Origin of the sequence: Bradyrhizobium sp. UNPA324 (genome assembly GCF_006658635.1) — a bacterium.
GTDB classification, from domain to species: domain Bacteria; phylum Pseudomonadota; class Alphaproteobacteria; order Rhizobiales; family Xanthobacteraceae; genus Bradyrhizobium; species Bradyrhizobium nanningense.
Map to the genome: position 1 here is coordinate 5,958,412 of NZ_LFJD01000004.1, position 14,007 is coordinate 5,972,418.

The 14,007-nt window shown below is 66.2% G+C and carries 8 protein-coding genes; 2 read left to right on the forward strand and 6 right to left on the reverse strand.

Annotated elements, in window-relative coordinates; all coding sequences use genetic code 11:
• Window positions 1–273: 273 nt before the first annotated feature.
• Genes UNPA324_RS28575 through UNPA324_RS28585 form a run of 3 tightly spaced genes read right to left on the reverse strand, consistent with a single transcriptional unit; the run spans window position 274 to window position 3,722 of the window.
• Entirely contained in the window at window positions 274–858 is a 585-nt protein-coding gene (locus tag UNPA324_RS28575; protein ID WP_128918960.1) for a DUF1254 domain-containing protein, read from the reverse strand.
• Window positions 855–1,433, reverse strand: coding sequence for a DUF1214 domain-containing protein (locus tag UNPA324_RS28580; protein ID WP_128918961.1), 579 nt, complete (start codon window positions 1,431–1,433; stop codon window positions 855–857). The genes UNPA324_RS28575 and UNPA324_RS28580 overlap by 4 nt, the downstream gene beginning before the upstream one ends.
• Window positions 1,434–1,442: 9 nt before the next feature.
• Window positions 1,443–3,722, reverse strand: a complete 2,280-nt coding sequence (locus UNPA324_RS28585; protein WP_141937205.1) for a transglycosylase domain-containing protein — start codon at window positions 3,720–3,722, stop codon at window positions 1,443–1,445.
• Between the two features lie 292 nt (window positions 3,723–4,014).
• Between UNPA324_RS28585 and UNPA324_RS28590 the strand changes: the two genes are divergently transcribed.
• Both UNPA324_RS28590 and UNPA324_RS28595 read left to right on the forward strand, forming a co-directional pair.
• Window positions 4,015–4,530 (forward strand): YcgN family cysteine cluster protein, encoded by a 516-nt coding sequence (locus UNPA324_RS28590; RefSeq protein ID WP_141937207.1) that lies wholly within the window; start codon window positions 4,015–4,017, stop codon window positions 4,528–4,530.
• A 156-nt stretch (window positions 4,531–4,686) separates the two neighbouring features.
• A complete protein-coding gene (locus tag UNPA324_RS28595; RefSeq protein ID WP_141937210.1) occupies window positions 4,687–6,270 on the forward strand; it encodes an MDR family MFS transporter in 1,584 nt (527 codons plus the stop codon).
• A 2-nt stretch (window positions 6,271–6,272) separates the two neighbouring features.
• On the opposite strand, the gene UNPA324_RS28600 is transcribed toward UNPA324_RS28595, so the two are convergent.
• From UNPA324_RS28600 to UNPA324_RS28610, 3 genes are all read right to left on the reverse strand, one after another.
• The gene (locus tag UNPA324_RS28600) at window positions 6,273–8,753 is read right to left on the reverse strand and encodes a GAF domain-containing sensor histidine kinase (RefSeq protein WP_181769550.1); all 2,481 of its coding nucleotides are present in this window, start codon (window positions 8,751–8,753) and stop codon (window positions 6,273–6,275) included.
• Between the two features lie 86 nt (window positions 8,754–8,839).
• Window positions 8,840–10,474, reverse strand: a complete 1,635-nt coding sequence (locus UNPA324_RS28605; RefSeq protein WP_141937214.1) for a thiamine pyrophosphate-requiring protein — start codon at window positions 10,472–10,474, stop codon at window positions 8,840–8,842.
• A 196-nt stretch (window positions 10,475–10,670) separates the two neighbouring features.
• A complete protein-coding gene (locus UNPA324_RS28610; RefSeq protein ID WP_141937216.1) occupies window positions 10,671–13,424 on the reverse strand; it encodes a beta strand repeat-containing protein in 2,754 nt (917 codons plus the stop codon).
• Window positions 13,425–14,007: the final 583 nt, after the last annotated feature.

Sequence of the window (14,007 nt, forward strand, 5' to 3'; positions counted from 1 at the left end):
ACCGCAACCTCGTGATCGCGCTCGCATCCAGCTCTACCCTTCCCGGTGGGGCCGCGAGGTTCATAAACGAGGTTGTGTTATCGGCGGAGGCGGCGTTGCCGGCGGGAGCGGCGTGTGCCGGGCGCCTGGATCAGTGACGGGACCGAGCCGACATTGGCTTGCCGGCCGCTTTATGAGTCCAAGGCAAGCGCCCAATGATTTCAATGCCCCCGCTACTGTGCATGGGGTTGTTTTCGCGCTTTTCGTGATGAGGCCTGCCGAACCGGCCGAGCTTCACCGCCGTCCGCGCGGCGCCTCGGCCTTGGCCGGCGGCTCGGTCTGCGGCGCGCAGGTCGCGGCTTGAAGCGTTGCCTGCGCCTGCTGCATCAGCCCGGGCTCGGCGGCGAGCGCCTTCATCAAGATCAGGCCGGTGGTGGTCGGGGAATCGATGATCAGGCGGTCGGCCGCGGTGACCTCTTCGTCCTCGGGCAGCTCGTTGTGCTGCGCTTCCGTCATGAGGTCGAGCTCGATCACCTTGCGCCCCGCCGAGCGGTCGTTGATGGCGTAATAGGCGATCTCGTTGCGGGTGTAGAACGACACCGAGGTGTAGGCTTGGCTGACGGGCACGGTGAGCTTGATCGGTCCGCCCGAAAGGTCGTAGCGGCAGATCGCCAGTGCGAAGGCCGGGTCCATGAACGGCATCGGCGACGTGCTGGGATCGGCGAGGGGAAGCTGGGTGACGGCGTTCACCTTCGTCATCGGCGTCAGCCTGGAATAGGCGTCCTGCGTCGCGATCCGCGGCAGCGCCAGCACGCTGACGAGATGGACCACGAGGCCCAGAACGATGCCGGCAACGATTGTGAACAGCAGGCGTATCATGAGCAGCCCACCGTCGAGATCGAGGGCATCGGCGCATCGCGCTGGGTGCGGGTCGCCACGCCGACCGGGGTGTCGTAGAGGCGCAGCATCAGTGCGTAGCGCTCGATGCCGCCGGTCGGCAGCCAATTGCCGGCGCGCGAGCGCGAGGCGATCCGGATCTCGAACGAGCCGTCGGAGGACCGCACGATCTCCTGGCTGGTGAAGCCGTAGCGCGCCAGCGAGTTCGCGACGAGATGGCCCTTGCGATCGTAGAGCGTCAGCGTCCAGAACCGCGCCGGCGGCGTCACGCCGGAGACGATCACGTCGCAGCGGCCGTCGAGCGCCTTCTTCTTGTCGTCGGTGGTGGCGGTGAAGGCGACGCCGTCGCCGGTGCCGATCGGCAGCTCGCCGTTGCGCACGATGGTGGCGCGCGAATAGGGATCGACGTCGGCGGTGCCGGTGCGGGGGCGGGCGGTCCAGGCGCCGATGGTGAGCGCACCGATCTCGGTGCCGCGCGTCGTCGTCATCCAGGTCGCGCCGACGCCGACCACCGTCGCGAGCAGAAGGGCCGTCAATGTGATCAGGATCAGCCGCACGGGTTTCGATCAGTTCTTGCGCGGAGCGGAGGCGTTGGCATTCTCTTCCGCATAGTTCTGCGGGAAGGCGAGGGCGCTCGTCGCCGAGGACGGCTTGGCGTCGGCATCCGCCGATTTCTTCGCCGTCCTGGCCGCGTCATCCAGCAGCTTCTCGACCCGCACCAGGATGTCGGCGCCGCGCTTGGTCAGCACCGGCGGCGGACCCGGCTTGGTCTCCAGGATCTTCGGCGCCGCATTGGCCTGCGCGTTGGCTACATGCTGCGGCGGCAGCTTCTGGCCCATGCCGACGCCGGGGATCTCCCGGACCTCGACGCCCTGATGCGCCGCGACCATGATGTCGTGCCAGGTCTGCGCCGGCAGCGAGCCGCCGGTCATGCGGTTGGTCGGCGAATAGTCGTCGTTGCCGTACCAGACCGCGCAGGTGAAATTGCCGGTGTAGCCGACGAACCAGGCGTCGCGATACGCATTGGTCGTGCCGGTCTTGCCCGCGGTCGGAATGCCGTCGAGCGCCGCGCGGCGCGCTGTGCCCTCGCTGACGACGTGGCTCATCATGCCGGCCATGTCGGCGGCGATGTTCGGCGGAATGGCCTGCCGCGGCTTCGGGCCGTCGCGGTCCCAGCGCCAGACGAGGTCGCCGGCGCCGGTGCGCACCTCGAGCACCGAATGCGGCGTCACCGCCTTACCGCGGTTGGGGAAGGTTGCGTAGGCCACGGCGTGCTCGAGCACGGTGACCTCGTCCGAGCCGATCGGCAGCGACGGCGTGTCGGGCAGCGGCGCCTTGAGGCCGAAGCGGCGCGCGACCTCGACGATCTTGGCGCGGCCGATCTTGGCCGGGTTTGGCGCCTTCGGCTGCTCCTTCTGGCCGATCGCGATCGAGAGCTTCACCGGCACCACGTTGATCGAGCGCGTGATCGCCTGCGTCAACGTCACCGAGCCGGAATAGGAATGGCCATAGTTCTGCGGACACCAATTGCCGATGCAGACCGGGCCGTCGACCACGATCGAGTTCGGCGTGAAGCCGTGCAGGAGCGCGGTGGTGTAGACGTAAGGCTTGAACGAGGAACCGGGCTGGCGATAGGCGTCGGTGGCGCGGTTGAACTGGCTGGCGCCGTAATCGCGGCCGCCGACCATGGCGCGGATGCCGCCGTCGAGATCGGCGACGACGGTCGCGGCCTGGGTCGCGTGATAGTCGCGGCCGAACTGGCGCAGCTGGTTCTCGACCGCGTCCTCCGCCGCCTTCTGCACGTTGGTGTCGATGGCGAGCCGCACCACGAAGACGCGCTCGGTGTAGGACTTCGGGAAGGTGTCGACCAGCTTGCGCATCTCGTCGAAGGCATAGTCGAGATAATAGTTCGGCGAAGCCTCGTCGCGGCGGTCGACGGCGAACGCCGGATTGCGGCGGGCGCCGAACACCTGGCCCTCGGTCATGAAGCCGGCATCGACGAGGTTGTCGAGCACGACGTTGGCGCGGGCGCGCGCGGCGGGCAGGTTGATGTGGGGCGCGTACTTGGTCGGGGCCTTGAACAGGCCGGCCAGCATCGCAGCTTCCGCCAGCGTCACGTCGCGCGCGGATTTGTTGAAGTAGAAATGCGCCGCGCCGTCGACGCCGAAGGTGCCGCCGCCCATATAGGCGCGGTCCAGATACAGCTTGAGGATCTCGTTCTTGGTCAGGCGCCATTCCAGCCAGACCGCGAGGAAGGCCTCGTTGACCTTGCGCTCGATGGTTCGCTCGTTGCTCAGGAACAGGTTCTTGGCGAGCTGCTGGGTGATCGAGGAGCCGCCCTGGCGGACGCCGCCGGCCTGCGCGTTGGTGACGAGGGCGCGCGCGGTGCCGGCGATGTCGATGCCGAAATGCTCGTAGAAGCGGCGGTCCTCGGTCGCCAGCGTCGCCTTGATCAGCACGTCAGGAAAATCTTCCAGCGGGATCGAATCGTTGTGCTTGATGCCGCGGCTGCCGATCGGGTTGCCGTAGCGGTCGAGGAAGGTCACCGCCAGATCCGACTTCTTCAGCCAGTCCTCGTCCGCGGTCTCGCGGAAGGCGGGGATGGCGAGGGTGAGCATCACGACCAGGCCGCCGAGGCCCAGCGTCGCGGCCTCCGACAGCGGCTCGATGAACACCCAGCGCTTCCAGCGGCCGACATAGAACCGGTCCATGAAGGTCGAATAGCGCTCGTAGAGCTCGCGGATGCCCTTGGCCGAGGAGAACAGCGAGGAGTCGATGCGCGCATCGAGATCCAGGAAGAAATTCCGGACCTTCTGCTTCCAATGCGGTGGTATGATCTGGCGCACCTAGAACCCTTGAGGCTCGCTTCGAAAGCGTTCAAGCACCCGGCCGGGGCGGCATCGAGACGTCTTGGGGGAATGTTGCGGCAAACCCAAGGCGCCCGGCCAGCATCCGAGGGACTTGCTGTTCCTTCTAGCCGAGCGGGGCCCATAAACCAATGGTCACGCTCGCGATTTTGAACAACAGGCCTAATTGACCCCGGTTCATTACGGGCCTTGCGGGCGCGTTGCTTGCACCATCCCGGCCGCACGCCCTAGATGGCGTCGCCGTTACTCTTTCGAACCTTTGTTGAGGCGCATGACCGCAGCTCCCAAACGACCTTCCGGCCAGGAAGGATTCTTCTGGAAAACCAAGACGTTGGAAGAGATGTCGGGGGCCGAATGGGAAAGCCTGTGCGACGGCTGCGGCCGCTGCTGCCTGAACAAGCTCGAGGACGAGGACACCGGGCAGATCTATTTCACCCATGTCGGCTGCAAGCTGCTCGATGGCGCCAGCTGTGCCTGCAAGGACTATCCGAATCGTTCCGACAAGGTTCCAGATTGCGTCCGCCTGACGCCGGCCAATGTCCGCACCCTGAACTGGCTGCCGCCGAGCTGCGGCTACAAGCTCGTCGCCGAGGGGCGGGACCTCTATTGGTGGCATCCGCTGGTCTCCGGTGATCCCAACACGGTCCACGAAGCCGGCGTCTCCGTGCGCGGCCGGGTCGAAGGCAGCGAGGGGGAGATCCCGGACCAGGAGCTCGAGGACCACATCGTGCAATGGCCGGCCCTGCTGCCGAAACGGGCCCGCCTGAAGCGACGTCCGAAGGACTGAGGCGCGGCACGCAGCCGATCACGTGGTCGGGATGGCCCGGGGGCGGGATGCACCCATGCGCCGTGGTGCCTGCCCGGGACAAACTTTGCTGTCTAGATTGGGCTGCATAGAACGAATCCTTCGCGGCGTTGCGCCGCCCCACGACGTCCGAGCGAGATGAACAAGTTCGACCGGCAGAGCAGTTCTGCCGACATCCAGACTTTGCCCGACGATATCGCCGAGGAGCTGTCCCGGCTGCCGAGCGAGGTCATCAGCGTCGATGACGCCCCGTCCATCACGCCGCCGGCGCCGCTGTCACAGGACGAGGTCCGCACCATCGTCATCAGCCTGATGCTGACGATGTTCCTGGCGGCGCTCGACCAGACCATCGTGGCGACCGCGCTGCCGACCATCGGGCGCCAGTTCCAGGACGTCTCCAATCTCTCCTGGGTCATCACCGCCTATCTGCTCGCCTCGACCGCGGTCGCGCCGGTGTTCGGCACGCTCAGCGATATCTACGGCCGCCGCGCCATGATTATCACCTCGCTTAGCCTGTTCGTGGCGGGCTCGGTGCTGTGCGCGATCGCACCGAACATGCCGATGCTGATCCTGGCGCGCGGCCTTCAGGGCCTCGGCGGCGGCGGCATCATGCCCGTCGTGCAGACCGTGATCTCGGACGTCGTCTCCCCTCGCGAGCGCGGCCAGTATCAGGCCTATTTCTCCAGCGTCTGGATGGTCGGCGGCATTTTGGGCCCGGTGATCGGCGGCGTGTTCGCCGAGCATCTGCACTGGTCGATGATTTTCTGGATCAACCTGCCGCTCGCGGCTGCAGCGATCGTGATGCTGCTGCCGAAGATGAAGAAGATCCCGGTATTCCACCGCAAGCGCAAGGTCGACTGGCTCGGCGGTATTCTGCTGATGGCCTCGGCCGTCGTCTTCATGCTGGTGCTGACCTGGGGCGGCACGCACTATCCCTGGCTGTCGCCGACCGTGCTGGCGATGGTGGGCGGCGCTGTCGCGCTCGCGGTCAGCTTCGTGTGGCACGCCCGCCGGGCTGAGGAGCCGTTCCTGCCGCTCAAGCTGCTGACCGGATCGGTGGCGCCGTTCGCGCTGACCGCCGGCGGCTGCGGGCTCGGGGCGATCACCGGCCTCACCGTGCAACTGCCGCTTTATTACGAGCAGGTCTACCATTTGAGCGCAAGCGAGGCGGGTCTCGCGCTGATCCCGCTTGCGGCGGTCTCGACCATTGGCGCGGCCGTCGCCGGCCGCACCATGGCCCGTGCAAAACACTACAAGCGCGTCGCCATCATCGGCACATCCTGGGCCGCGCTGTGCGGCCTCGGCCTCACGCTCACCACCTTGCCGCTGTGGGGGCTCTTGATGCTGATGGCGACGTTCGCGCTCGGGCTCGGCACCACCTTCCCGGTCTGCGTGGTCTCGCTGCAAAACTCGGTCGCGCGCCCGCAGGTCGGCACCATCACCGGCGCGATGAACTTCTTCCGCTCGCTGATGTCCTCGTTCACGGTCGCCGCGTTCGCGGCGATCCTGCTCATCGCGCTCGGTATCGACGTTCCGCTCGCCGGCGAGCATCACGCCGCAGGTAGCGTGGCGATTCCCACTGAGGACATGCGGCACGCCTTCCGCTACGTGTTCGGCGCCGCCACCGCGCTGATGACCATTGCCGCGCTGTGCCTGATCGCGATGGAGGAGCGGCCGCTGGCCGGCCCCTCGGCGAAGCAACCCGTCGAGATGGCGGAGTAAGCTCAGCCCGCACGATCCGGGAAGCTGCTCTTGCGCGGCAGCATGATCGTGAATTCGGTAAACTTGCCCGGCTCCGTCGCGACGTCGATCGTGCCACCATGCTGCTTCACCACGATGTCGTGGCTCATCGACAGTCCGAGGCCGGTGCCTTCACCGGCCGGCTTGGTGGTGAAGAACGGATTGAACATCTTCTCCTTCACCTCGTCCGGGATTCCCGTGCCGTTGTCGCGAATGCGGATCTCGATGCGATCGCCGCGGTCGCGGGTCGCGGCGGTCACGACCGGCTCGTAACCGGCCGCCTCGCTCTCCGCCTTGCGCTTGGCGACCGCATGGAATCCGTTTCCGATCAGGTTCAGCAGCACCCGCGTGATCTCCTGCGGGAACACATCGGCTGAGCCGGCCGCCGGATCGAAGTCGCGTTCGAGCGTCACGTCGAACTGCGGCTTCTCGGCCCGCGCGCCGTGATAGGCAAGGTTGAGGCTTTCCTCGACCACCGCATTGATGTCGCTCATCCGATGCTCGCCGCCGCCCTCGCGCGAATGCAGCAGCATGTTCTTGACGATGGAATCGGCGCGCCGTCCGTGCTGCACGACCTTGCCGAGATTGTCCTTCAAGAGTCCCGCGAGCTCGTCGACCTCGGCGCGGACATCGTTCGCGAGGGTGACGGGCGCGAGCACCTCGTTCAGCTCGTCGGTCAATTCGGCGGAGAGCGATGCAAAATTGTTGACGAAGTTGAGCGGATTCTTGATCTCGTGCGCGATGCCGGCGGTGAGCTGGCCGAGCGAAGCAAGCTTCTCGGTCTGCACCAACCGGTCCTGCGCCGCCCGCAAATCGTCCAGCGATTTCGCAAGCTCCCGCGTACGGTCCTGCACCTCGTTGAACAGGCGCGTGTTCTCGATCGCGATCACGGCCTGGTCGGCAAAGGTCTTGAGCAGGTTGATCGCCTTGTCCGGGAACTGACCGGCTTGCGGCCGCGTCACGGCGATGGTGCCGATCGCAACGCCGTCGCGCAGCATCGGCGCCACGAGGATGCTGCGATAGCCCCGCGTCCGCGCCAGCTCCTTCATGGCCTCGGTGAGATCAGGCTCGTTCTGCATGTCGCTGCGGAAGGCATATTGTCCGCTTCTCGCCACCCGGCTGTGAATGCCCGATGACGACAGCGGCGCCGGGAAGGAACTGAGCAGATCGGCATTGCCCGCTTCATTGTCGGTGGTGAAGGCAGCCAGATGCAGCATGCCGTCCTTGAGGCGGGTTACGGTGGACGAATGTCCTCCGATCAACGCCTTGGCGCTGTCGGAGATGGCCTGGAACACCGGCGTGACGTCGGCGGGCGAAGCCGCGATAACCTTGAGGATATCGGCGGTCGCGGTCTGGCGCTCCAGCGCTTCCCGCGTCGCATTGAACAGGCTGACATTCTTGATCGCGATCACCGCCTGGTCGGCGAAGGTCTGCAGCAGGCGCACGTGATGCTCGGCGAAGGCACCAGTCGTACGGCGCGTCGCGATGATGAGGCCGATCGCTTCGCCCTCGCTCATCAAGGGCGCGAACAGCATGCTGCGGTAGCCGCGGGCACGCGCGATGTCGCGCGCGGCCGGCTCGAGCTCGGTGTCGGGCAGTTGCGCGGCGGCCCCTTTGGCCACCAGCTGGTAGGGTGGGAATTGCGCGAAGGGCACGGGGAACGAGGCCTGCAGCACACGATCGCCGGCCGGATCGGTCGGCGTGAATGCCGCAAGATGCGCGGCGCCGTCGACATAGCGCAGCACCGCCGTGGAGAAGCCGCCGATCAGCCGGTTGGCGTTGGCGGCAATGGCCTCGAACACCGGTTGCACGTCGGAGGGCGAGGCCGCCATCACCTTCAGGATGTCGGCCGTCGCGGTCTGGCGCTCCAGCGCCTCTTTCGTCTGGTTGAACAGGCGTGCATTCTCGATCGCGATCACGGCCTGGTCGGCGAAAGTCTGCAGCAACTGCACCAGGTCGGGCGCGAAGGCCCCGGGCTGGGCGCGCGTGACGCTGATCATGCCGACCGGCGTGCCGCGGTTCATCAGCGGCATGAATAGCACGCTGCGGAAGCCGCGCAGCCGCGCCAGCTCGCGGTTCAGCTCCGGAACGTCCTCGGCTTCGCTGTCGGGAAACTGGATCGTCTCGCCGCCGCGCACCAGCGCGAAGGTCGGAAACTCCGCGATCTTGCGGGGGAAGGAGGCCTTCAGCCCATCGTCCGCCTCCGGGCTGGTCGGCGTAAACGCCACGAGGTGCAGCTCGTCGCCGATGAACTGCAGCACCGTGGCGGAGAAGCCGTCGAGCAAGCGCTTGGAGCTGGACGCAATCGCGGCGAATACCGGACGGGCGTCGGAAGGCGAGGCCGCGATATTGCGCAGGATCTCGGCGCTGGCGCTCTGGCGATCCCGCGCAGTCGCCAGCTCGCTGCGTAGCCGCGCATTCTCGGCTGCAAGCTCGTTGGCGATATCGTTGGGACGGTCAGTCATTCGTAATCCAGTCCGATGCCGCGAGCCGCGCGGCATCGAGCCGGATTATCACATCCTCCGCGGTCGGAGCCAGCGTTCGGCTTGCCTCACGTGCCCGGCCGCGACACTTCCGTCTCCTTGCTGGTGATGAACTCCAGCAGCACCGGCACGCCTTCCTGCGTCTTCTGGATGCCGCGCTCGATCGCGGGGATGATGTCCTCCGGTCTCGTCACCCGCTCGCCGTAGCCGCCGAAGGCGCGCGCCATGGCGGCGTAGTCGCCGGAGATGTCGGTCGAGCGATATTTCTCGGTCGAGACCGGCATCACCTTCAATTCGATCGCCATCGAGAAATTGTTGAGCAGGATCGACATGATCGGGATGCGCTCGCGCACCGCGGTCTCGAAATCCATGCCCGTGAATCCAATGGCGGCATCGCCCCAGACATTGATGCAGAGCTTGTCGGGTTTCGCCAGTTTTGCGCCCATCGCAAGGCCCAAGCCGTAGCCGAGCTGCGTCGTCTTGCCCCAGCCGAGATAGGTGAGAGGTTTTGTCGATTTCCAGAACGGCGAGAGCTGGTCGCGCGGGCTGCCGGCATCATGCGTGATGATGGTGTTGTCGATGTCGACGGTGTGCTGCAGATCCCACAGCACGCGGTAGGGGCTCAAGGGTGCGTCATTGCTGGTGAGCTTCGGCATCCATTTCGCCAGCCACTCCTTGTGCGAGGCCGCGATCTCGGCCGCAACGGCTAAGGCATCGCGATCCGAGGTGACGGTCTTGCCGATCTCCTCCAGCAGCGCGTCGAGCACGAGGCCGGCATCGCCGACCAGGCCGATCTTGGCCTCCACGTCCTTGTTGAGATGATTGGGGTCGAGCGTGGAATGGATGATGGTCTTGCCCTTCGGCATGGCGATGCCGAAGTTCGTTTCCGTGAACGAGCAGCCGATGCCGAAGATGACGTCGGCCTCCGCGAGGAACTTCGGCACCGCGCGCGGCACAGCAAGGCCGCCGGAGCCGAGCGAGAGCGGATGCGTCTCCGGGAACGAGGATTTGCCACCGAGGCTGGTGGTGACGGGGATCGCCAGCCGCTCGGCGAGCCGCCTCAGTTGCGGCCAGGCCTGCGCGTAATGCACGCCCTGGCCGGCATAGATCACCGCACGCTTGGCGTTGATGAGCAGGCTGGCGGCCTCCGTCACATGCATAGGGTCGGCGCCGTAGCGCGTGCGCAGCACCGGCGTGTAGTCGAGCGGCTCCGGCACCTCCTCGTTCCACATGTCGGAGGGGATCTCGACGATCACGGGCCCGCCGCGGCCGTTCTTCAATTTGGTGAAGGCGCGGCGGAAGATGTTGGCGACCTCGGCCGCCAGGATGATCGGCTCGGACGATTTCGCGAACGGCTTCATCGCCTCGCTGGAATTGAAGTTCGGCTCGATATGCGACAGCCGGCGCTGATAGCCCATCGGCAGCACCAGCACGGGAACGGATTCGCCAAAGCACTGGGCGACGCCGCCCATCGCATTCTCCGCGCCGGGCCCATGCTGCATGCAGAACGTGCCGATGCTGCGTCCCGAGGTTACGCGCGAGATCGCGTCCGCCATGTGGATGCCGACGCGCTCCTGCCGCACCATCACCGGGCGGATCTCGGCTTTCGCCGCATGCTCGATCAGATGATTGACGGGATAGCCGCAGAGGATCTCGATCCCCTCGCGCCGCATGATTTCCGCAATGGCGGTGCCGAGCTTCATGGCGTCTCTCTCCCTTTAAGGCATGGCCGGTTGCTCCGGCGATTGGGGAGAGAGGATCAGGAAATGGCGAGATCGACAAGCGCCCGCGGTCGCGGCGATCGGAGGTCAGCCATGCGGCCGGCCGACTTGCGAGTGATTGCGTCGGCGCGTCACGCCTGGGCGCCGACGCCGCCAACGCAAGTCCGGAACCGCCTGTTTAGACCAGCGTGCCCGCGTGCAAGCTTGCATGGGCGAGCAGCGATTGAAGCACGACGTTGCTGCCGGGCCCTCCGTCCAGCACGTCGATGCCGCCGCCGCCGCTCAGGATGTCGTCGCCGATCCCGCCGAGCAGCGTATCGTTGCCGGCGCTTCCGATGAGGACGTCGTCGCCGACGCCGCCGTCGAAAACGAGGTGCGGCCCGCCGGGGCCGACGCCCGACGCCGTGATCACGTCATCACCGCCCAGACCGTTGATAGTGATGGTGTCGTTGAAGTCGAAATTCTCGATCACGACCTGGCTGGCCAGACCGTCGATCACCAGCGCGCCGTTGCTGTTGAGCGACAGCGTGATGACGTCGTCCCCGCCGGTGCCGTTGATTGTGATGTTGTCGACCGCGCCGTCGCCGCCGGGGGTGCCGGGGACGCCGCCGAGGTCGATCTTCACCTGCGTCACGTCGGTGCCGCTCATGTCGCCGACGGTGATCTTGTCGGCGCCGCCGCGGGCGTTGAACGCGATCGTCTCGACGCCGCCCGTGTCCATCGTGATGGAAGCGACGTCCCGCGTCAGCTCGGCACGGGAGCCGTTCGCGAAGATGTCGATGGTTTCGGCGATGTTGGCGCCGTTGAACAGCAGAGTGTCGCTGCCGGCCTGGCCCTCGATCGTGTCGTTGTCGTCGCCGGGATTCCAGACGAAGGTGTCGTTGCCTGCACCCATCAGGGCGACGTCGTTGCCGTCGCCGCCGTTGATGAGGTCGTCGCCCTGGCTGCCGCGGATGGTGTCGTTGCCGATGCCGCCGTTGATCGTCAGCTGCAGCACGCCGGCAGCGAGCCCGCTGGCGTCGATGGTGTCGTCGCCGGCAAGGCCATTGAGCGTCAGCTGATCGGTTGCGTCCATGGAGGTCAGGTGGGTCGCCGCATGCAGGCCGAACACCGTCACGCCGCCGGCATTGCCGCTGACGCCGAACGTGTCGGCGCCCTGGGTCGCGTCGACCGAGACGGTATCGACGGCGCCGTCGGGCGTTCCGGCCGGACCGGCGAGGTCGATGTTCACCCGCGTCACGTCGGTCCCGCTCAAATCGCCCACCGCGATATGGTCGGCGCCGCCCAACGCGTGGATATCGACGTGCTCGACCCCGTGCAGGTCCATCGTGATATTGGCAACGTCGCGCGTCAGCAGGGCGCGGTCGCCGTTCGCCACAACGGCCATGGTCTCGGCAATGTTGGCGCCGAAAAACTGCAGCGTGTCGACGCCGGTGCCGCCCTCGACGGTGTCGCTGCCGTCGCCGGGATTCCATTGAAAGACATCCGTGCCGGCACCCAGCAGGGCGACGTCGTTGCCGCGACCGCCGACGACGAAATCGTTGCCGTCGCCGCCGATCAGCGTGTCGGCGCCGCCGCTGCCGGTGATCGTGTCATTGCCGGCGCCGCCATCGATCGTCAGGTGCACGATCCCCGCGGCAAGCGCGGCCGCCGAGATCGTATCGTTGCCGGCGAGGCCTTCGACGAGAAGGGCATCGTTCGCGCCTTCCGCATTGGTGATGTTGACGGCGGCCGGCAGGCCCGTGACCGCGACGGACGTGCCCGAGCCGGAGATCTGAATCGCGTCGGCGCTGTTCGTGCCCACCAGCGTCACGGTATCGGCCGCGCCGTCACCGGCGCCGGCCGATCCGAGATCGATATTGACCTGTTTGACGTCGGTGCCCGCCAGATTGTTGACGACGATGTTGTCGTTGCCGCCGCGTGCATTGATGGTGATGGTTTCGATGCTGTCGAGGTCCATCGTGACGTTGCCGACGTTGCGGGTCAGCTGCGTGTGTCCGCCACTGGCGGCGGACAAGGTGATGTCCTCGCTGATGTTCGCGCCGTTGAAGAGGAGGGTATCTGTTCCGGCCTGCCCGTCGACCTTGTCGCTGCCGTCGCCGGGGTCCCACTGGAAGGTATCGTTGCCGGCGCCCAAGAGGGCGGTGTCGTTGCCCTGGTTGCCGTCGATGAAATCGTTGCCGTCGCCGCCCAGCAGGCGATCGGCGCCGTTGCCGCCGAGGATCGTGTCGTTGCCGGCGCCACCGTCGAGCGTCAGATTGATCAGCGCAGCGAGATTGCCGGTGGCAGTAATGACGTCGTCGCCGCCACCTGCATGGACCACGAGGTTTTCCGTGGTGCCGATGTCCAGCGAGAACGGTGCCGGATCGACCCGGTCGAAGCGCACGCGCGTGCCGTTGACCGTGATGGCGAAGATCTCGCTGCCGTTACCGCCGTTGACCTCGGCGGTGTCGATGCCTTCGCCGCCTTCCATCAGGTCGCTGTCGTCGCCGGGGTTCCAGATCATGCGGTCGTCGCCGGCCTCGCCGAACATCTGGTCGTCGCCGTCGCCGCCGACCAGCACGTCATTGCTGGAGCCGCCGAACAGCAGGTCGTTGCCGCCCTTGCCGAACAGCGTGTCGTTGCCGGACTGGCCGAATAGCATGTCGCCGCCGGATCCGCCGGTCAACGTATCGTTGCCGGCGCCACCGAACAGGTTCGCCGCTGGCATCGCGCCGTTGCTCTCGTCGATCGTGATGATGTCGTTGCCGTCCAGGCCGAGGGCCTGGATCAATTTGGTGTTGGCGACCGTGGCGGGGCCGCCCTTGACCGCGATCGCGCCGCCGTTGACGACGATTGTCCCGGCCGCATTCCGGCCCAACGTGACCGCGTTGTTGTTGCCGTCGCCAAAGACGGTGAGAATTCCGGCGGAAAAATTTGCTATGACAGCCATGTGCACTTCTCGCTCTGCGTGATCGAAATGGGCCGTGCGGCGGGATCGTGACGCTCTTCGCGATGCCGAGGCGAACGACAAACGATCTCGTCTGTAGGCCGGGACGCCAGTTCCGGCTTGAGGGAAGTCTTCGGACCGGCTCCTGTTTTTCTTGAGAACAGCTTGATTTTCGGGGGAGGCCGGTCTGAGCGCGACGCCTCGTCCTTCGAGACGACCGCTTTGCGGTCTCCTCAGGATGAGGCTCATCGGCGCCGGTGCCGTTGAAACTGCTGCCGCGCACACCGTCCTCATCCTGAGGAGCCCGCCTAAAGCGGGCGTCTCGAAGGATGGTTGCGGGCGATGGGCGAGACGAAGAGCCGAATGGGTCTTGTCCAAAGCGGGGTACACAATCCCTTGCGTTGCCCGACGTGCAAAACACGCCAGCGCTGGGTCGAGAGCCGCCGAAAAAAATATTCGTATTTACAGTAATTCGGTTTTGCCGTACAAGCCTGGACATCCCGCCTGCCACAAGGGGCGTTTCGCGATCGTCACGGGACGCGGGCCGGGATGCGGTGGCCGCGACGGCGTCGGCGCGCGATGTGGA

Bases quoted from the DNA above. Each gene is read 5' to 3' on its own strand.
- UNPA324_RS28605 (WP_141937214.1), bottom strand. From the start codon at position 10,474: ATGAAGCTCGGCACCGCCATTGCGGAAATCATGCGGCGCGAGGGGATC.
- UNPA324_RS28590 (WP_141937207.1), top strand. From the start codon at position 4,015: ATGACCGCAGCTCCCAAACGACCTTCCGGCCAGGAAGGATTCTTCTGG.
- UNPA324_RS28575 (WP_128918960.1), bottom strand. From the start codon at position 858: ATGATACGCCTGCTGTTCACAATCGTTGCCGGCATCGTTCTGGGCCTC.
- UNPA324_RS28610 (WP_141937216.1), bottom strand. From the start codon at position 13,424: ATGGCTGTCATAGCAAATTTTTCCGCCGGAATTCTCACCGTCTTTGGC.
- UNPA324_RS28600 (WP_181769550.1), bottom strand. From the start codon at position 8,753: ATGACTGACCGTCCCAACGATATCGCCAACGAGCTTGCAGCCGAGAAT.
- UNPA324_RS28595 (WP_141937210.1), top strand. From the start codon at position 4,687: ATGAACAAGTTCGACCGGCAGAGCAGTTCTGCCGACATCCAGACTTTG.